The sequence below is a fragment of the Corallococcus sp. AS-1-6 genome (assembly GCF_020037015.1).
Taxonomy (GTDB): Bacteria; Myxococcota; Myxococcia; order Myxococcales; family Myxococcaceae; genus Corallococcus.
In genome coordinates this window covers 1-19,086 of sequence record NZ_JAIQDE010000041.1, presented here as the reverse complement: position 1 = coordinate 19,086, position 19,086 = coordinate 1, and the positions used below count along the sequence as shown (strand labels likewise).

Annotated in this window: 11 protein-coding genes; 8 read left to right on the top strand and 3 right to left on the bottom strand. The window is 72.2% G+C overall.

Annotated elements, in window-relative coordinates:
- Window positions 1-9 precede the first annotated feature (9 nt).
- The 3 genes from K8612_RS35900 to K8612_RS35890 all read left to right on the top strand — a co-directional run bounded on the left by K8612_RS35900 (window position 10) and on the right by K8612_RS35890 (window position 10,244).
- Window positions 10-6,543, top strand: coding sequence for a HEAT repeat domain-containing protein (locus K8612_RS35900; protein WP_223765558.1), 6,534 nt, complete (start codon window positions 10-12; stop codon window positions 6,541-6,543).
- Window positions 6,540-8,399 carry an SWIM zinc finger family protein gene (locus K8612_RS35895; RefSeq protein WP_223765557.1) on the top strand — a complete coding sequence of 620 codons (1,860 nt, stop codon included), beginning with the start codon at window positions 6,540-6,542 and terminating at the stop codon, window positions 8,397-8,399. The genes K8612_RS35900 and K8612_RS35895 overlap by 4 nt, the downstream gene beginning before the upstream one ends.
- 399 nt (window positions 8,400-8,798) lie before the next feature.
- The gene (locus tag K8612_RS35890) at window positions 8,799-10,244 is read left to right on the top strand and encodes a reverse transcriptase family protein (RefSeq protein WP_223765556.1); all 1,446 of its coding nucleotides are present in this window, start codon (window positions 8,799-8,801) and stop codon (window positions 10,242-10,244) included.
- On the opposite strand, the gene K8612_RS35885 is transcribed toward K8612_RS35890, so the two are convergent.
- On the bottom strand, window positions 10,241-11,209 hold the full coding sequence (locus tag K8612_RS35885) for an alpha/beta hydrolase (RefSeq protein WP_223765555.1): 969 nt from the start codon (window positions 11,207-11,209) through the stop codon (window positions 10,241-10,243). The genes K8612_RS35890 and K8612_RS35885 overlap by 4 nt on opposite strands.
- 184 nt (window positions 11,210-11,393) lie before the next feature.
- On the opposite strand from K8612_RS35885, the gene K8612_RS35880 reads away from it, so the two are divergent.
- The 4 genes from K8612_RS35880 (at window position 11,394) to K8612_RS35865 (ending at window position 15,792) form a co-directional block, all read left to right on the top strand.
- Complete coding sequence (locus K8612_RS35880) at window positions 11,394-12,917, top strand: GMC oxidoreductase (RefSeq protein WP_223744560.1); 1,524 nt, start codon at window positions 11,394-11,396, stop codon at window positions 12,915-12,917.
- 99 nt (window positions 12,918-13,016) lie between these two features.
- Window positions 13,017-13,643 carry a TetR/AcrR family transcriptional regulator gene (locus tag K8612_RS35875; protein ID WP_223765554.1) on the top strand — a complete coding sequence of 209 codons (627 nt, stop codon included), beginning with the start codon at window positions 13,017-13,019 and terminating at the stop codon, window positions 13,641-13,643.
- Window positions 13,640-14,893, top strand: coding sequence for a multidrug effflux MFS transporter (locus tag K8612_RS35870; protein WP_223765553.1), 1,254 nt, complete (start codon window positions 13,640-13,642; stop codon window positions 14,891-14,893). Before K8612_RS35875 ends, K8612_RS35870 begins: the two co-directional genes overlap by 4 nt.
- 14 nt (window positions 14,894-14,907) lie before the next feature.
- Window positions 14,908-15,792, top strand: coding sequence for a class I SAM-dependent methyltransferase (locus K8612_RS35865; RefSeq protein WP_223765552.1), 885 nt, complete (start codon window positions 14,908-14,910; stop codon window positions 15,790-15,792).
- 8 nt (window positions 15,793-15,800) lie between these two features.
- On the opposite strand, the gene lnt is transcribed toward K8612_RS35865, so the two are convergent.
- Both lnt and K8612_RS35855 read right to left on the bottom strand, forming a co-directional pair.
- Window positions 15,801-17,393: an apolipoprotein N-acyltransferase gene (lnt, locus tag K8612_RS35860; RefSeq protein WP_223765551.1), complete on the bottom strand. Its 1,593-nt coding sequence runs from the start codon at window positions 17,391-17,393 to the stop codon at window positions 15,801-15,803.
- Entirely contained in the window at window positions 17,390-17,932 is a 543-nt protein-coding gene (locus K8612_RS35855; RefSeq protein WP_223765550.1) for a hypothetical protein, read from the bottom strand. Before K8612_RS35855 ends, lnt begins: the two co-directional genes overlap by 4 nt.
- Window positions 17,933-18,098: 166 nt before the next feature.
- Here K8612_RS35855 and K8612_RS35850 point away from each other — a divergent pair, with 166 nt between their 5' ends.
- Entirely contained in the window at window positions 18,099-18,956 is an 858-nt protein-coding gene (locus tag K8612_RS35850) for a hypothetical protein (RefSeq protein WP_223765549.1), read from the top strand.
- Window positions 18,957-19,086: the final 130 nt, after the last annotated feature.

The window sequence follows — 19,086 nt, the reverse complement described above, 5'->3', positions numbered from 1 at the left end:
AACGACACCATGGCCAACCTCTCCATCGGCAACATCGAGAAGGTCCGTGCGCTCGCCGCCAATGCGCGCCTGCTCCTCGTGGGCGGCACCCGCGCCGCCGCGGACAGCCGCCTGACCGCGTATGACGCCGCGAACAACAAGGTCCTGTGGACCAGCCCCCTGCCCGCGCACGTGCTGGGCGTGGCGCTGTCCGGCGAGCAGTTCGCCGCGGCGGGCGCGGACGGCACCGTGCGCTTCGGGTCGCTCACCGACGGCACCGTGAAGTTCCAGCTCCACAACGCGCACCCCGGCGGCTGCACCGCGGTGGCGGCCAGCCCGGACGGCAAGGTGCTCTACACGGCCGGCGCGGACGGCTTCGTGCGCGCGTGGGACTGGGAGAGCACGAAGAAGCTCAAGGAGTGGAGCGCGTCCTCGCAGCCGCTGCGCGCGGTGGCGGTGGACCCCACGCACACGTACGTGGCCTGCGCGGGTGACGACAGCGTGGTGCGCTCGTTCACGGTGGCGACGGGCGCGCGCCGGGACATGCCGGGCCACGAGGGCGCGGTGCGGGCGCTGGCCTTCACGCCGCGCGACGGGCGGCTCGTCTCCGCGGGGGACGACGGCAAGCTGCGCATCGGCTACCTGGTCGGCGCGGTGGAGTTCGAGGTCCGCGGCGACAAGGACAGCGGCCACGCGGGCTCCGTGCTGGGGCTGGTGTTCCCGCCCACGCCGCAGGCGGAAGCGGGCCAGGACCCGGCGGAGCGCATCGCGTCCGTGGGCAGCGACGGCAAGCTGAAGGTCTGGCGCCTGGACGAGCGCCGCAAGCCGCGCACCTTCGACCTGGGCACCAGGGCGCTGAACGCGGTGGCCTTCGCGCCCCCGGCGAACCCCCGCCAGGCGAAGCAGCTCCTGGGCTTCCTCTTCGTGGGCGGCGAGGACCGCCGCGTCACCCGCATCACGCTGGCCACGGACGGCAAGCCCACGGACGAGACGACGGCGTTCGGCCACGGCTTCGACGCGTTCAACGAGGCGCTGAAGGCCGCCCTCCCCCGCCGCGAGGCCGCGGTGAAGGAGGCGGTGGCCCTCCTGGAGCCGGAGGCGCTGGACTTCGTCCTGGGCGTGCTGTCCTCGGACAAGGACGTCGCGGCGCGCCGGCTGGCGGCCACGGAGCTGGGCAACCACGGCCGCACCGCCGCGCGCCCGAAGCTGCGCGACCGCCTCAACGACGACGACAAGACGGTGCGCGCCGCGGCGCTGGACGCGCTGGTGAAGCTGGAGACGGAGTCGCCCCTGGCGGCCCCGCGCGCCGCGCTGGACTCGCGCTTCGTGGACACGCGCGTGCAGGGCCTGCGCCTGCTGGCGAAGCAGGGCAGCGCGTCGCCGCTGGTGCCGGGGCTCATCGCCAGCAAGCTGCCGGACACGAACGCGGAGGTGGGCACCGCCGCGCTGGACGCGCTCACCACGGTGTCGCCCAAGGGCAGCACGGAGCCGCTGAAGCTGGCCTTCGAGCGCGGCCCCGCGGCCCTCAAGGTGGAGGTGCTGCTGCGCGCGTCCGTGGCGGGCCTGCTGGCGGACCCGCGCCTGCAGCCGCTGGTGGCGCGGGCGCTGGACGACGCGGACCGGGACGTGCGCCGCGTGGCCTTCGCGGTGCGGGTGCTGGAGCGCCGCGCGCTGGCCGCCACGCTGGAGGCCAAGGACGAGGAGTTCGCGCGCACGGTGCGGGAAGTGACCCGCATGCTGACGCTCCAGGCGAAGCGCGCGGCCGGGGACACGGAGGCGAAGTTCACCACCGACGCGGAGCTGGCCGCCTCGCGTGAGCAGCTCTTCGGCAAGACGGCCGCCGGCACGGCGCTGACGGAGACCGACCTGGAGCCGCTGCTCGCCGCCATGGCGTGCCGCATGCCGGACACGGCCGTGCGAGGCGCGCGCGTGCTGGCGCAACTGGGTGACGGCCGCGCCCTGGGCGCGCTGCTCCAGTTGTCCCGCGAGGACGACGCCGCCATCCGCCGCGAGACGGCCACCGCGCTCCAGGCGTTGCAGGACCCGCGCGCCCGCGAGCGGCTGGTGTGGATGCTGGACGACGCGGACGGGGATGTGCGCGCGGCGGCGCTGTCGGCCGTGGTGGCGCTGGACGCGGACGCGCCGCTGTCCGCCGCGGAGGCCGCCCTGCGCTCCGGTCACGAGGACGTGCGCGTGCGCGGCCTGGACCGGCTGGTGAAGCTGGGCGCCAAGGCGGAGGGCGCGGAAGGGCTGCTGGGCGACGCGCTGGAGGACGAGTCCGCCAAGGTGCGCGGCGAGGCCTTCCGCACGCTGTGGGCGTGGAACGACCAGGAGCCGGTGAAGGCGCTGGACCGCGCGCTGGCGGGCCGCTTCCCGGACCTGCGCACCCGCGCGGTGGAGGTGCTCGCGCAGAAGGGCACCGACGACTGGGCGCTGGAGCGGCTGAAGAAGTCCGTGGAGGACCGCGACGCGGGCGTGGCCACCGCCGCCTACGAGGCGTGGGTGAAGCTGGCCGGCAAGGAGAAGGCGGAGCCGCACCTGGCCGCGCTCAACACCCCGCACCCGGCGCTGCGCGAGAAGGCCGCGAAGGCCTCCGTGCACGCCCCGGCGGAGGCCATGCGCTCCGCGCTCCTCAAGCGCGTGCAGGACGAGCACCTGGACGTGGCGTTCGCCGCGCTGGAGGCGCTCGACAAGCTCATCCCGAACGAGAACGGGCCGCTGCTCGCGGGCATCGCGGCGTCGGCGCTGCCGGTGCGCGTGCGGGCCGCGGAGCTGCTCGCCCCGCGCGGCGCGGAGGACATCATCGAGCCCATGCGCGGGCTCATCACGGACAAGGACCTGGAGCGGATGTACCCGCCGGGCTTCCTCGTCCCCCTGCGCGTCCGCGCGTCGCGAGCGCTGGCCACGCTGGGCTCGCGGCGCCTGCTGGGCTTCTACGCCACCACGCTCCTGCCCCACGAGGTGACGGACCTCCAGGAGCAGGGCGCGCGCGGTCTCGCCACGGCCAGCCGCCGGGGCGACGAGGGCGCGCTGCTGGACGCGCTGGGCCACTCGCTGGTGGCGGCGCGCTCGTGGGCGGCGGACGGCCTGGCCCGCCTGGGTGACGTGCGCGCGCTGCCGGTGCTCACCGGGAACCTGCGCCATGAGCACCTGCCCATCCGGCTGGGCGCCATCCTCGCGTTCGCGGCCCTGGGCCACGAGGGCGACGGCGGCCTGCTGCACGGCCTGGAGGACTCCGCGCGCGAGGTGCAGGAGATGGTGTTCGCCATCGTGCTCGCGCGGGACCTGCGCGCCAGCCGCGAGGGCGGACCGCCGGACCTGCTGACGAGCGCGCTGTCCAGCGGCCGTCCGGAGGTGCGCTACGCCGCGGCCCGCGCGCTGGAGCTGCGCACGGAGCCGGAGGCGTACCGCGCGCACCTGGTGGAGGTGCTGCTGCCGCCGCGTCCGGAGAAGGCCGGCGACATGAAGGACTGGCCCGCGGAGGAGGAGCGGGCGAAGCGCGTGATTGGGCTCGCGGAGGCGCTCTCCAGCGGTCAGCCGGAGCAGCGCTACGCGGCGGCGCAGGTGCTGCTGCTGCGCAACAAGCCGCTGGACTACTTCCGTGAAGCGCAGAAGGTCGCGCGGCCCAGCTCCCTCCAGGCCCCCTGGAAGCCGGAGACCGCCGAGGGCGCCGCGCACGTCATCCAGCCCTCCACGCCGGAGAAGCAGGGCACGGCCTCCGCCACGGGCAAGAGCTGGCTGCGCCGCCTCTTCTCCGCGGTGAAGCCGGCGGAAGGCGCGGGCACCGGGACGCCGAAGGACGCGACGCAGGCGGAGCGTCAGCACCTGCGCCGCCTCGCGTTCGGCGCCTACGTGGGCCTGCTGCGGCAGGTGACCGCGGGCGACGAGGAAGGCCACCGCGTCCGCCGCGACGCCGTGGACCGCGTGGTGAAGCTCACGCAGGAAGGCTACGCGGGCACGTCCGCCGCGGTGGCCGCCCTGCTGCGCGCGCTGGAGGATCCGCACCAGCTCGTGCGCCGGGCCGCGCTCGCGGGCCTCAAGGAGCTGTACCCCGCCGGCAGCGACGAGCCGCTGGCGCTGGCCCTGGCCTCGCTGTCGCCGGACGTGGCGCGCGCGGCGCTGGAGGAGCTGGCGGAGCGCGGGGACAAGGCCCGCCCGCGAGTGGCCGCGGCGCTCAACTCGCCGCTGCCGGAGGTGCGCAAGTCCGCCTTCGAGCTCTTGGAGAAGCTGAGCCCGCCGGGCAGCCTGGATCCGCTGCTGGCCGCGCTGGGCAGCGAGCACGCGGACCTGCGCGTGGGCGTGATTGAGCGGCTCGCGGGCGCCAACGACCCGCGCGTCACGGAGGCCCTGGGCCGCGCGATGGGCAGCGAGCACGAGGACCTGCGGCTGCGCGCCGCGGAGCTGCTCGCGTTCCGGGGTGACGACCGGGCGGTGGAGGTGCTGGGCACCTTCCTGCGCTCGGAGACGTCGGCCGTGGCCCGCCGCGCCCAGGAGGCCCTGGCGCGACTGGGGACCTCCGCCGCCGTGGCCGCGCTGGCCGCGCGCCTGACGGTGGCCACGGAGATTCCGGAGCGCACCCGGCTGGTGGCCGCGCTGGGCCGCACCCACCGCGCGGACGCGCTGGACGTGCTCGCGCGCCAGAGCGTGGAGGACGAAGCCCCCTCCGTGCGCCTCGCCTGCGTGACGGCGGCGATGCAGCTCACCTGGCCGCCGGAGCAGGAGAAGCTCCAGGAGCACGAGCGCGAGCTGAAGAAGCGCGACGCGGCGCTCGCGGTGCGCTTCCTGCGCGTGGCGGTGAAGAGCCAGGACCCGGAGGTCCGCAAGGCCGCCGCCCGTGAGCTGGAGCACGGCAAGAGCGAGGGCCAGGACGCGCTGCTCGTCCAGCTCTTCAACGACCGCGACGTCACCGTGCGCGCGGCGGCCGTGGAGCACTACTCGAAGCGCGTGGTGGAAGAGGGCGCGGCGGTGGAGCCGCTGGAGGAGATCCTCCGCGCCGGGGCCCGCGAGCTGATGCTGCCCGCGGCGGAAGGCGTCGCGCACCAGCGCCGCGCCAGCGCCCTGCGCCCCCTGCTGCTGTACGCGCGCGCCGGTGAGCCGCACGAGCGCGGCCGGGCCCTGCTCGCCCTGGGCACCCTGGGCGACGTGCGAGCCCTCTCCGAGCTGGAGACGGTGGCCGGCGGAGGCACGCCGGACGCCCCGGCCGAAGAGGACATGGTGTTCGCCGCCATCGAGGCGCTGGGCCGGCTGGCGAACCGGATGCCGGACGGTGAAGACCGCCGCCGCATCGAGGAGAAGGTGGAGGCCGCGGCCACGGACGGCGCCGCCTTCCAGCGCCAGGAAGCCGGCGTGCGCGGCCTGCGCGCCATCGGTGGAGAGCGCGCCCGGGTGAAGCTGGAGGCGCTGCTCGCCGACGGTGAGACGGACGACGACGTGCGCGCCACGGTCGCGGAGCAGCTCGGGAAGCTCGGAGACCCTGCCGCCGAGGCCGCCCTGGCCGCCGCGCTGAACGAGGAGGACGACGACCTTCGCGCCGCCGCGCGCAAGGCGCTGGACGTGCTCTTCCCCAAGGAGCGCACGCGGGTGGAGTTCCTCGCGGTGCAGAGCGAGCACGAGGACATCTCCGAGCCCGCCGCCACGTACCTCGCGAGCGAAGGCGACCCCGCCCTGCTCGTGCCCCGCCTGGCCACGCTGGACAACGTGGAGCTGCGGCTCCGCCTGCGTCGCGGCCTCGCCCGCCGTGGCGCGATGCCCGTGCCGGAGGTCATCGCCCTGTTCGGCCACGACAAGCCGGAGGCCCGCGAAGAGGCCGCGCGGCTCGTGGGCACCTGGACGGGTGACGCGCGTGAAGCCACCACGGTGGACACGGCCGGGCTGAACCGCGCGCTGGTGGCCGCCGAACGCCGCACCGCCACCGCCTGGGCCACCGCGCAGCCGCCGAAGAAGGAGCCGCTGGCCGCCGCCTGGGAGCGCCTGCTCTGGGCGGGCTCACGGCTGGGCGCGAAGGAACTGGTGGCGACGTCCGCCGAAATCCTCCGCAAGGGTGAGTCCCAGGCCCCCGCCGCCGTGCGCCAGGAAGCGGCGCGAGTGCTGGGCCGCCTGAAGGCGTCGAGCGAAGCGCAGGCCCTGCGCACCGCCCTGGGTGACCCGGACGCCGCCGTGCGCTCCGCCGCCGCGTCGGTGCTGGCCGCGCTGGTGCCGGAGCAGTCTGCGGCCTGGGCGCTGGAGGTGAAGCCCTTCGACCCGGTGGCCCTGGGCCCCACGGGCGCGAAGGTGGCCACGTCCGCGCTCACGGCCAGCGAAGGCCGCCGGCTCGCGGTCCCCGCGCTCCTGGCGAAGAAGGACCTGGAGCCGCTCAAGTCCGTGGCCGCCGACCCGAAGGCGGAGGTGAAGCAGGACGCCTGGGCCGCGCTGGGACGCCTGGGCGGAGACGAGGCCGCGGCGCTGCTGAAGACGGCCGCTTTCGACAAGTCGCAGTCGGTGGAGCTGCGCAAGGCGGCCTACCGCGCCCACAAACGTGCACGCCGGGCCGCTGAGCGCGCCCGGAAGGAAGGTCAACCGTCGTGAGCACCGCAACCGCACGTCATCCCGTCGCGCTGAGCTACGCCGCGCAGAGCGACGTGGTCGTCACGCCGGACGCCTCGCGCGTGCAGCTTGCCCTGGAGGGCTCGCGAGGCACCGTGGGCGTCAGTGGCCAGGTGAAGGACCCCACCCTCTTCCGCGACGCGCTGGCCGCCGCCTTCGCGGTGCTCTCCAGCGACCTGCGCTACCGGGGCCGCGACCGCACCGCGTACCTCGCGTACCTGATGAAGCAGGGCAAGCGCGCCAGCGCTCAAATCTGGGAAGCGCAGAAGGCCTTCCTCGACAACGCGCTGGAAGGTGAAGAGAAGAAGGACGCCGTCCTGGACCCCGTCCTCACGGTGGATCCGGATCAGGTCTCGCTGGAGGTCTTCTCCCGCGACGAGAGCGCCTACGCGCGCCTCGCCTTCGACAACAGCCTCTTCGACCAGCGCCAGGCCGCGCACGGCTCCACGTTCCTGGACGTGCCGCAGGACCTGCCCGCCCGGCTGGACCGCCTGCGCGCCTACGCCCCGGTGGTGCTGGAGGCCCACGTCGCCCCCACCGCGAAGCCCGCCCCCGCCACGGAGCCCCGGGCCCCGCGCACGGTGGAGGTCCCCCACGCGTGGCTGCGAGGCTTCCTCCAGGTGCAGTCCGCCGCGACGCTGCCGGCCACCACCTGCGCCATCGCGCCCATCGACCTCTACAACCTGCTCTTCGCGCTGCGCACCCGCCGCTCGAAGAAGGCGCCCCGCGCGCTGCGCTTCGAGCTGGTCCCCGGAGCCCCGCCCCGCCTGGTGCTGGAGCCCTGGGAGCAGGTGCTGGAGTGCCACGGCGGCGTGTACACGGGCAGCGCGCCCGCGGTGGTGCGCACCTTCGGCCGTCAGCGCCTCGCCGCGCTCGCGCGCCTGTTGCCCCACGCGAAGAGCGTGCACGTGCAGCTCCTGGGTCCGGGCCTGCCGGTGTTCTGGGTCATCGACCTGGGCGCGGCCACGCTGACGCTGGGGCTCACCGGCTGGACGGAGAGCGGCTGGTCCAGCGCCGCCGCCTTTGACGCGCTGATGCCGCGCGACGTGCCGGAAGGCCTGGCGGAGCAACTGCGCAACCGCCTGCGCAAGGACGGCCCCCTCCCCTTCGACGTGCTGTCCAGGGACGCGGGAGCCCCGAAGGATCAGGTGCGCGCCGCGCTCCAGTTGGAGTGCCTGCGAGGCCGCGTCCTCTTCGACGTGTCCCGCGGCACCTACCGCCCGCGCGAGCTGATGCCCACGCCGGTGGACGAGGCCGCGCTGCGCTACGGCAACGAGCGTGAGGCCCGCGCCCACCGCCTGCTGGGCGACGGCGCCCCGGGCTCGGGCGAGGTGAAGCTCACGCAGGTGCACGACCTGGTCGGCGAAGGCACGCGCATCCAGGGAGAGGTCGTGGACCGCGAGGCGGTGCGCAGCTTCTTCCCCAGCTTCACCATGGACCTGGAGGGCCGCGTGAAGGACGCGAGCTGCGGCTGCCCGCACTTCCGCCGCTCCGGTCTGCGCGAGGGCCCCTGCGAACACATGCTCGCGCTGCGCCTGGCGTACGCCCGCCGCCGCGCCGAGGAAGAGGCGCTCCGTCAGACGCCGGAGGGCCGCAAGCTCATCCGCGCGGAGACGCGCGCGTACGTGCGCCGCGACCCGGCCACGGGGCTGGAGCAGGTGTATCGCGTATCACTGGACGGCAAGGTGGTGGCCCTCACGTGGGGACCGCGCATGGGAGACTCGCGCCACCAGCGACTCTGGTTCGACACGGACACGGAAGCCCGGACGGCGTACTTCAGCCGTTTGGAGAAATTGACCGCGGACGGCTACATCGACGCGGCCTCGACTCTGGTGTAAACACTCACTCAACGGCCCGGCCGCCGACGGGGCGGCCGGAAGGATGGTGGCGCCGGACGAAAACCGAATAGCGAGTGGTCGAGAGAGGTCTGGACCGCATCAGCCTCAACGCCTCGAGCGTAGGAACGGCGTTGCGCCGTTCTGGTTGAAATGCTGGACACTCTCCGCAAGGTAGCCTGTTCTTGGCTCTCTCCCTCCCGAGCACTACCGTCGGGGCGGGAAGCGGAACCAACGACGCAGCCGCCGTTTTCCCACCCCGACGGTAGTGCTCGGGAGGGGAGAGCCGGTGAGGCTACCGTGCCCCAGGTGAGCTGGTGGTGCCTTCCTGGCCTCCCTCGACCGCTCGAATTCGTCTCCGTCGCCCCTCCCTGAGCCGCCGCGCCCGTCGAAGGTAACTCGATGACCGCCAAGCTGGAGTCGTTCGTCCCCGCCGCCCCGCCGCAGGCCGCTCCTGAAGTCACGCCCGCTGCCGCCCCCAACACCGCCGCGAAGCGCGAGGCCGCGAAGGCCGCGCACGACGCCCTCCTCACGCGCTGGAAGGCCATCACCGAGGCCGGCGGCGCGGACGAATGGGTGCGCGCCCAGCTCGTGGCGAAGGGCGCGCTCGCGGATGAAGTCGACTTCTCCTCGCTGAAGGACAAGGAGAAGACGGCCTGGAAGGAGAAGAAGAAGGCCGAAGCGGTGGAGCGCCGCGCGCTGGAGCGCCAGGCCCACGAAGCGTGGAAGGCCACGCACGTGAACCACCTGGGCGTGGGCATCTTCTGGAGCGAAGCCGGCCTGCCGGACAAGTTCGACCTGGAGCACCGCGAGGAGCGCGCGCGCCAGAACGGCCTGCCCCCGCTGAACACCGCGGAGGACCTGGCCAAGGCGCTGGGCCTGAGCGTGTCCAAGCTGCGCGGCTTCGCGTTCCACCGCGACGTGGACACGGGCTCCAACTACGTGACGTGGAGCATCCCCAAGCGCACGGGCGGCGAGCGAACCATCACCTCGCCCAAGCCGGAGCTGAAGGAAGCGCAGCGCTGGGTGCTGTCCAACGTCGTGGAGCGGCTGCCGGTGCACGGCGCGGCGCACGGCTTCGTGGCGGGGCGCTCCATCCTCACCAACGCGCTGGCGCACCGGGGCGCGGACGTGCTGGTGAAGGTGGACCTGAAGGACTTCTTCCCCTCCGTGAACTGGCGCCGGGTGAAGGGCCTGTTGCGCAAGGGCGGCCTGCCGGAGAACACGTCCACGCTGCTGGCGCTGATGTCCACGGAGGCGCCGCGTGAGCGCATGTCCTTCCGGGGCAAGACGCTGCACGTGGCGAAGGGGCCGCGAGCCCTCCCGCAGGGCGCGCCCACCTCGCCGGGCATCACCAACGCGCTCTGCCTGCGCCTGGACAAGCGGCTCTCCGCGCTGTCGCGCAAGCTGGGCTTCACGTACACGCGCTACGCGGACGACCTGACCTTCTCCTGGACGAAGGCGAAGGCGCCCAAGGCCCGCCGCGCGCAGGGAGCGCCGGTGGCGGTGCTGCTCGCGCGAGTGAAGGACATCGTGGAGGCGGAAGGCTTCACGGTGCACCCGGACAAGACGCGGGTCGCGCGCAAGGGCAGCCGTCAGCGCGTCACGGGGCTCGTGGTGAACGAGGCGAAGGACGGCACGCCCGCCGCCCGGGTCCCCCGCGACGTGGTGCGCCGCCTGCGCGCGGCCATCCACAACCGCCTGAAGGGCAAGCCGGGCCGCGAGGGCGAGTCGCTCGAGCAGCTCAAGGGCATGGCGGCGTTCATCCACATGACGGACCCGGAGAAGGGCCGCATGTACCTGGAGCAGCTCGCGAAGCTCGAAGCCGCCCAGCCCGCCCAGGCCTAGCGGGCCGCCGCCTTCTTCGTCCGCCGGGAAGGCTTCTTCGCCGGAGCCTTCTCCTCCACGGCCGGAGCCACGGGCGTCTCCACCGAAGGCGCCACCGGCTTCAGCGCCGAGTCCGCGAACTCCCGCAGCCGGCGCGGATACTCCGTGGGCGCGGCGGCGGCGAAGTTGCCGTGCGAAGCGCCAGCGATGCGCCACGTCTGGGCATACGGCGCGACGTGCGCGAACAGCTCATCCAGCAGCGGCTGCCCGGACTCCTCCGTCCCCGCGACGATGAACAGCGGCCGGGGCTTGATGCGCTCCACGGCATCAATCGTCCGCACCTCCTCCAGGGCAATCCCCCGCCGCCAGAACGGCACCAGCGCCCCCGTCTGGGTGACGACGCCGAAGCGGCGGAAGTCATACGCCGCCGCCAGCCACAGCGTGTTGAACGGAGACAGCAGCACCACCGCCGCGACCTGCGGGTCCTTCGCCGCCACCTCCGCCACCGCCGCGGAGCCAATGGAGAACCCCAGCGCCCCCACGCGAGCAGGGTCCACATCCGGCTGGGCCCGCACGTACGCCAGCGCCGCGCGCACATCCTGGCGCTCCTTGTCGCCCCAGGTGGACGTCTCGCCGCCGCTCTGCCCATGCGCGCGCAGGTCGAACAGCAGCACGCCATACCCCGCGTCGCGCAGCACGCGAGCCTCCGGCAGCGAATCCATCCGGGTCTGCGACAGGCCATGCGCCAGCACCCACGCCGCCTTGTTCCGCGAAGGCACGTACCAGCCGCGCAGCTCCACCCCGTCGTCCGTGCGCAGCGTCACCTCGCGCGCGGAGCCGAAGTCCTCGGGCAGCACCGCCGCCGGCTTCGGATAGTGGAAGTACTGCTCGGAGCGCCACGCCGCACGGCCCGCCAACGCCAGCGCGCCCAGCAGGCAGGGCAACACCAACACCGCCAGCACCCGCCCCCACCGAATCCGTTTCAACAACCCAGCCATGTCCGCACCTCTCCGACAGCAAGCGCCCCGCACTCCAGGGCGGAAGTCGCCGTCCCGGGCTTGTGTTGGCTCCTGCCAGACCTCTAGACCCTATAGGCAGCAATGGGGTCCTGTTTTACAATTTAGGCGAACTTTCGCAGCGGCGGCAGACTGACCGTCCGGGTGAGCAGGCATGACGACGTCGAAGACGGTCTATGACGCGGTGGTGGTGGGTTCAGGAGCCTGCGGTGGCTGGGCGGCCAAGCAACTGACGGAGGCCGGGCTCCAGGTGCTGGTGTTGGAGGCGGGGCGCGGCGCGAACGCGGACCGGGCGCTCCACCTGATGCACCGCGTGAAGCAGAAGCTGGGCTACCGCATCGAGTCGGACAAGGCCCGCACGTCGCGCCAGTCCATCCAGTCCACGAGCTTCGCGTGGCCGTTCCATCCGCACGCCTTCGTGGATGACGTGGACAATCCCTACACCACGCCGTCGGACGCGCCGTTCGCGTGGATCCGCGCGAGGCAGGTGGGCGGACGGACCAGCGTGAAGGCTCACGGCCGCCAGTTCTACCGGCTGTCTGACTTCAACTTCCACGCGGGCAGCCTGGATGGGTTGAGCCCGGACTGGCCGCTGTCGCACGCGGACCTGGCGCCGTCCTACGAAATCGTGGAGCGGTGGATGGGCCTGCGAGGCAACCCGGACGGCGTGGACACGCTGCCGGACTCCGTCTTCACCGGCCCCGCGCCGCTGTCCCCCGGCGAGGTCCGCCTGCGCGAGAAGGTGAAGGCCCGCTGGCCCGGCCGTCACGTCGTCGCCCGGCGGACCGCGAACGCGCCGGTGACGCTGCCGGCGGCGCTGAAGACGGGGCGCCTGACGCTGCGCTCGCACGCCATCGCCAGCCACATCCTGCACGACCCGAACACGGGCCGGGTGACGGGGGTGTCCTTCATCGACGCCAACTCCGGCACCTCCGAGGAGGTGCGCGCGAAGGTGGTGGTGGTGGCCGCGGGCACCATTGAATCCACGCGGTTGCTGTTGCACTCGCGCAACCGGGCGTTCCCGGACGGTCTGGCGAACAGCTCGGGGCTCGTGGGCAAGCACCTGATGGACCACATGTACCTGCGCGGCATCGAGGCGCGGATGAACCTGCCCGCGCACCTCCAGCAGAAGGAGCACGGCTGGGCGTACATCCCCCAGTTCCGCAACGTCACCGAGCGCCACCCGGACTTCGCCCGGGGCTACGGCGTGCAGGTCTTCACCTTCGATGACCAGATGCACATGGTGCCCTTCGGGGAGATGGTCCCGCGCGAGGAGAACCGCGTCACGTTGAGCACCACTGTGAAGGACCGCTGGGGCATTCCGGCGGCGCACATCGAGTGCCGGCACTCGGACAACGACCTGAAGATGACGGAGGACGCGGTCACCTCCTGCCTGGAGATGCTGGAGGAGTCGGGCTGCACGGTGGAGAAGGTCAACAAGCAGCTCTCCGAGCCGGGCATGGCCATCCACGAGGTGGGCACCGCGCGCATGGGCAAGGACCCGAAGACGTCCGTGCTCAACCCGTTCAACCAGAGCTGGGACGTGCCCAACCTCTACGTCACGGACGGCTCCTGCTTCCCCTCGCAGGGCCCGCAGAACCCCACCCTGACGATGATGGCGCTCACCGTCCGCGCCTGCGCCCACCTGGTGGGCGAGCTCAAGGCCGGCCGCATCTGATTCCCCGCTGAAGACACCGCGGGGGGCCCGTGAAAACGGGCTCCTTGCACGGCTGGCGCGGATTTATTACCTACCAGTCAGTAACTAACCCTTCGCGCCATGTCCCGTCCCCCCCGCGTCACCGACCTGCAGATCGACGAAGCGGCCCGCTCCGTGTTCCTGGCGCAGGGCCCCTCCGCGCCGCTGCAGGACATCGCGAAGCGGCTGGGCATCTCGCAGCCAGCGCTGCTGCACCGGGTGGGCACCAAGGAGGCGCTGATGTCACGAGCCCTCCGCCCCGTGCCGCCCACCGCGCTGGCGCTGCTGGCCCCAGGACCGAAAGACACCGCGCCCATCGAGGACCAGCTCCTGGAAGCGCTCCTGCATCACCGGGACTTCCTGCGCCAGTTGGTGCCCTGGTTGTTCGTGCTGCACTACTCGGCGCTGGGCGGCGCGAGGGCCATGCACCTGGACACGCCGCCCCCTGTCGCGCTGCGAGAGGGACTGACGAAGTGGCTCGCCCGGGCGAAGCGGGCCGGAAGGGTGGACCTGGCCGAGCCGAGGGCCGCGGCGGAAGCCCTCTGTGGCGCGCTGGAGGCCCGCTGCTTCAACGCCCACGTGGGCGGCGCCACCTACGCCCCGGGCCAGGATGAAGCCGTCCTGCGCCAGCTCATCCGCGTGCTGATGACACCCAAGACAGCGCCGGCACGCGCCCGCAAGAAGCCGTCGAAGAGGACCGCCAGATGACGACCGCCACGCCCAAGCGCTTCCGCTCCACGGAGGGGCCCTGGCTGATCCTCATCCTGGGGGTGCTCATCGGCTTCGGGCCGCTGTCCATCGACATGTACCTGCCGGCGTTCCCCGCCATCGGCGAGTCGCTGCACGCGAGCGCGGGAGAGGTGGAGCGCACGCTGGCGGCGTTCTTCGCGGGGCTCGCGGTGGGGCAGCTCTTCGCGGGCCCGGTGAGCGACCGCTTCGGCCGCACGAAGCCGCTCTACGCGGGTCTTCTGCTCTACGTGCTGGGCAGCCTTGGCTGCGCGACCGCGCCATCGGCGGACGTGTTGGCGGCCTGCCGGTTCGTGCAGGCGCTGGGAGGCTCGGTGGGCATGGTGACCACGAGGGCCGTCGTGAGGGACCTTCACTCGGGAGCCGCGGCGGCGAGGATGATGTCTCGCCTGGTGTTGGTGATGGGCCTGGCGCCCATCCTGGCCCCGCTGCTGGGCGGCTGGGTGCTGCGAGCCGCGGGCTGGCGAGCCATCTTCGGAAGCCACGCGGTCCTCGGGCTCATCGCGCTGGGAGCGGTGTTCGTCATCCTCCCGGAGACAGCCCCTCCGAGGAGCGGCGCCGCACCCGCCAGACCCTTCCAGGCCATATGGGGCCTCGCGAAGGCGCCGGACTTCCTGGGCCATGCGCTGGCGGCGGCGCTCGCGCAGGCTGGGATGTTCGCGTACATCGGCGGGTCGCCCTTCGTGTTCATCACGCTGCACGGCGTGAAGCCGGAGCACTTCGGCTGGTTCTTCGGAGCGAACGCGGCGGGGCTGGTGGCGGTGTCGCAGCTCAATCACTGGCTGATGGCGCGCTCCTCTCCGGAGCGGGTGTTGAAGCAGGCGGTGCGCATCGCCGCGCTGGCGGGACTGGCGCTCGTGACGGTGGCCTCGACGGGCCTTGGCGGGCTGTGGGGCATCGCGCTGTCGCTGTTCGTGTTCGTCTCCACCCTGGGAGCCATCACCCCGAACGCCACGGCCCTGGCGATGGAGCAGCACGCGAAGCAGGCAGGCATCGCGTCGGCGGTGCTGGGAGCGCTGCAGTTCATGCTGGCCGCTGGAGCCTCCGCGACGGTGAGCGCGACCCACGACGGCACCGCGAGGCCCATGGCCCTGGGAGTCGCCATCGCCGCCCTGCTCGCCCTGGGAGCACTGGGCCTGGCGAAGCGAGCCCCCGCGCACGGAACCACGGGCGCCGAGGGTGGGATTGACACTCCAGAACGTGAAGCCTGATGGTGCGGCGCGAAATGCTCGCACCCTTCTATTCCGCGTGTCCTGTCTGCAATGAGACCGGGTCCCGACCGGTCGTTGCGTTCCAAGAGCTGAGCTACGGCCGCTGCACGGGCTGTGGGCTCATCTACAAGCGCGAGCAGAAGCCAGGCCTGGGCGAGGGCTACGAGGAGAAGTACTTCAAGCACAACCGGGCGAAGTACCTGAGCCGCTGGGACCACCGGGTGCGAAAGTGCCTGCGCCAGGTGCTCGTGTGCCTGGAGTACGCGCCGCACGCGAAGGACCTGTTGGATGTGGGGTGCTCCGCGGGCTACGTGCTGGAGGCCGCGCAGCGAGCGGGCCTGAAGGCCACGGGGCTGGACTACTCCCAGTTCTCGGTGAACCTCTGCCGCGAGCGGGGCTACACGGCCGAATACGGCTCGCTGACACAGATGCCGTTCCCGGACGCGTCCTTCGACATCATCACGTTGAAGCACACGCTGGAGCACGTGGATCAGCCCATGGACGGGCTGCGGGAAATCCAGCGCGTGCTGAGGCCCGGAGGCGTGGCCTTCGTCATCGTGCCGGACGCGGCCTACTACAAGATCATCGTGATGCCCCGGAAGGGCCGCTCGTTCCGCCCGGACCGGCGAGGCTGGCAGCACCACGTCTACTTCTACGAGCACAACCTCGCGGACGCCTGCGCCAGGGCCGGGATGCAGCCGGTGAAGGCAGGCAAGGACATCCTGCGGCGGAGACTGGCCAAGGGCCTGCGAGCCCCCTACGAGTACACCCGCTTCGCCTTCCTCTGGGCCTGGGTCCAGGTCTGCCGCCTGACGCACCTGCGCAGGGAGATCCAGGTCATCGCCCGGAAGCCCGGCGCGGACGCACAGCTCCCCGCCCCGCACGCCGAAGCCGCCTGAGCACGGCGTCACACAGGACGGCGAATCCACACCCCCAGCACCACGGCCAGCACGAGCGCCACGGGCCCCAGCCAGTCCCCCCAGGCCCCCGCGAGCGAGCTCAGCCGGTCCGCCGAAGGCACACGCATCACGGTGCCGGCACGCTGGTTGTCCTCCAGCTCGGAGGTCCACGTCCCCGCGGGGTCGATGAACGCGGAGATGCCTGAGTTGGTCACCCGCACCTGGGCCGTACGCGTCTCGATGCTCCGAAACGCCGCATGCATCAGGTGCAGCCGGGGCGCGGGAGTCCCTGAGAACCACGAGTCATTCGACAGCGTGAGAATCAGGTCCGCGCCCTGTCGGACCTCGGCCGCGACGTAATTGGGGAAGATGGCCTCGTAGCAGATGAGCGGAGCGACCTTGAGCACGCGGCCGCCGTTGATGCGGAAGTCCACCAACCGGGGCCCCGGGCCACGCTTCCATCGACCGGTCCACGGAAGCATCGCGCGCAGGGCAGGAGTGTCCACCGCATCCGGAACCCACTCGGTGAGCGGGAACAGCATCGTCTTCCGGTACGAGGACTGAGCCAGCTCGCCCGTCGCGGAGGGCCCCAGGAACATGGCGGCGTTGAACTCGCGCTCGCCCTCCAGGTCGTACGTGCCGAACACCAGCGGGACCCCGCGCTCCGACACCCAGGAGCGGATCTCCTCATCCAGCGCGCCGCCGTCCTCGCTCTTCGGGGTGCCGAACGTCGTCGGATACACCGTCTCCGGCCACACCAGCAGGTCCAGCGGAGCCGAGCCCAACAGCGCATCCGACATCGCGTAATGCGTATCGAGGATGTTGCGAACGACCTCGTAGGTCCCCTGTTCCGCGGCCAGCTTCTCGATGTTGGTGATGTTCGCCTGCACCGCGCCCACCACCAGCGAAGGAGCCGAGTGCACCGCCGAGCGCACCTGCCCCAGCCGCACCCATCCATAGCCCCAGCCCACGACCGCCAGCACCACCGCCACGACCACCGGCCTGGGCCGCAAGCCCTGCCGGGCTGCGAGCCCCCGCGCGACCCGGACGACGCACTCGTTGATGAGCAGCAGGCCCAACGTGAGCCCCGGAGCGCCAGCCAGGTCCGCGCCCTGACGCAGCGTCTCCGAGGCATACATCGAGTGGCCCAGCGTCTCCGCGAACAGCTTGGGCGTGAACCACTCGGTGCCCACATACACGAGCGAGGTGAGCACGGGAGGCACCCACGCCAGGCGCGGCACCTCCGCCACCCGCCGGCGCGCGTACCACCGCACGCAGGCGGCGGTGATGAACTGGAGCTCCAACACAGGCGCGATGAGCAGGAACACGCCCCAGCACAGCCACACGGGCGCGCGCGAGTACGCCGCGACAGCGCCCGGGAACCAGCCGAACACCGCTGCGGTGAACGTCACCGACAGCAACACGCCCAGCCCCAAGGCCCCCCGAGCGGAGCGAGCCCCGTCCAGGGCCGCGAGCCAGGGCGCCATGGCCACCATGGCCAGCCACACCCAACCCGGTCGCAGCGCTCCGAGCGCCGCGAACAGCACGGTGGTCGCCGCGACGCCCAGGAGCGCCCCGGCCCACCTCTTCACGGACGTCACCGCGAGTCCTCGTCCTCGACAGGGATGTCCAGCAGCTTGTGGGGCATGCCCGGGGGAGCCAGCTCCTCGGGCACCACGCGGTTCTCGGGGATGGGGATGGGCTGCCCGTTGGCGTCCTTGGGCGTGAAGTCCGGATGGAACATCAGGATGGCCGCGAGCGGCTGCCCCTGGTCCGTCGTCTGGTAGTGCCGCATGTAGCCGGGAGGCAGCTCGAAGTCGTCGGGCACCACAAGCCCCCGCTTCAACGGCTTGGTGCCGCGCTGGTACAGGGCCGTCCCGCTCTTGCCCTCGGGCGGCGGCGGGTCATCGACGGGCATGGGAGCAGGCTCCTCCACGGGCACGGGCGCGGCGACATGCGCGACAGCGGGGCGCACGGAAGGGCGCGAAGGTTCCAGGGGGGGAGCCACCGGAGCAGGGCGCTCCGCCACCACGATGGGAGGCAGGTCCTCGACAGGCACGGGGCGGGAGAGCCACCAGAGGCAGAGCCCCACGCACAGGCCCGTGATGGCGACGGCACTCCCGATAAGCCAGGAGCCCACACCTCCTGGGGAATCGCGCGAGGGCGTCACCCGCGTCACGCCATCGGAATCCGTGCGACGCTCAGGGCCAGGCTGCGGGGAACGCATGTTTTGAGGGGCCTCCAGGGTGCGTATGCTACGGAAGCCGCTCGTATCGAGGCAATGCGCGCGCGGCCAGGCCCCTCCCATGACCGTCGACGCGTCCGGCCCCTTCCCCGTCCACGCCTTCACACCCCGTCTGCGCGCCCTGGGGGCGTTCCTGCACACCACGGTGCTGGGCACGCTGTGCGCCGGCACCACGCTGCTGTTCAAGGACGTGCTCGCGGGCACCCAGACGCTGCAACCCGTGCCGCTCGCGGCGGGGCTCGTCGTGGGAGGAGTCCTGCCGCACATCGCGCTGCGCCTGTTGCGGATGGGAACGAGGGCCACCGTCACGGTTCGGCCGGAAGGACTGGTGCTCACCCAGCAAGGGGGAGCGCACTTCGAGCTCCCCTTCGAAGCCCTGGAAGCCCTCCGCCCGTGGCGGCTGCCCACCCCAGGCCCGGGCCTGACCCTGCGGCTGCGCACGGGGCGAGCCTTCGACTACGGGCTGGAGGTCCAGGCCCCCATGCCCCTCCTCGAGGCAATGGGGACACGGGGAGACGCACGAAACGACCCGCGAGTGAGATACGCACAGGCGCGGAGCGAGAAGTGGCGCAGGCGCTGGTACGACCAGGCCCTGAAGTACGGCCTGGTGCCGGGAGTGCTCGCTGGCATCTTCTTCCGGGCGCACCAGTACATCTCCTTCGGAGGTCCGTTCGGAGAGCTCCAGATGTACGGCTGGACGGCGTACCTCACGTCCTTCGCGCGCACCTGGCTGCCGGTGTTCCTGGCCCTGCTGTTGTTTGGCTGTTTCTGGAGAGCCTTCGCGGAAGCGTTCTGCTTCGGCGCCGCGTGGCTGGGCCCACGGTGGACACGCAACGTACGCATCGGCGCGGAGTGGACCTGCCGGGCGCTCTATTACGTGGCCCTGCCAGTCTTTCTCGCGGTGCGCCTGCTGGGCTGATCCACGAAGACAGCCATCCGCGAGCGCGAATCCCGCGCAAGCCAGCGGAGGCAAAGCCCGCAAAGACAAAGCCCCCGGCGCCTTGCGGCACCAGGGGCTTTCAAAAAGAATCCGGCAGCGACCTACTCTC

Coding starts and splice junctions, on each gene's coding strand:
- K8612_RS35900 (WP_223765558.1), top strand. CDS start 10: ATGGCCAACCTCTCCATCGGCAACATCGAGAAGGTCCGTGCGCTCGCC.
- K8612_RS35890 (WP_223765556.1), top strand. CDS start 8,799: ATGACCGCCAAGCTGGAGTCGTTCGTCCCCGCCGCCCCGCCGCAGGCC.
- K8612_RS35880 (WP_223744560.1), top strand. CDS start 11,394: ATGACGACGTCGAAGACGGTCTATGACGCGGTGGTGGTGGGTTCAGGA.
- K8612_RS35875 (WP_223765554.1), top strand. CDS start 13,017: ATGTCCCGTCCCCCCCGCGTCACCGACCTGCAGATCGACGAAGCGGCC.
- K8612_RS35870 (WP_223765553.1), top strand. CDS start 13,640: ATGACGACCGCCACGCCCAAGCGCTTCCGCTCCACGGAGGGGCCCTGG.
- K8612_RS35865 (WP_223765552.1), top strand. CDS start 14,908: ATGCTCGCACCCTTCTATTCCGCGTGTCCTGTCTGCAATGAGACCGGG.
- K8612_RS35850 (WP_223765549.1), top strand. CDS start 18,099: ATGACCGTCGACGCGTCCGGCCCCTTCCCCGTCCACGCCTTCACACCC.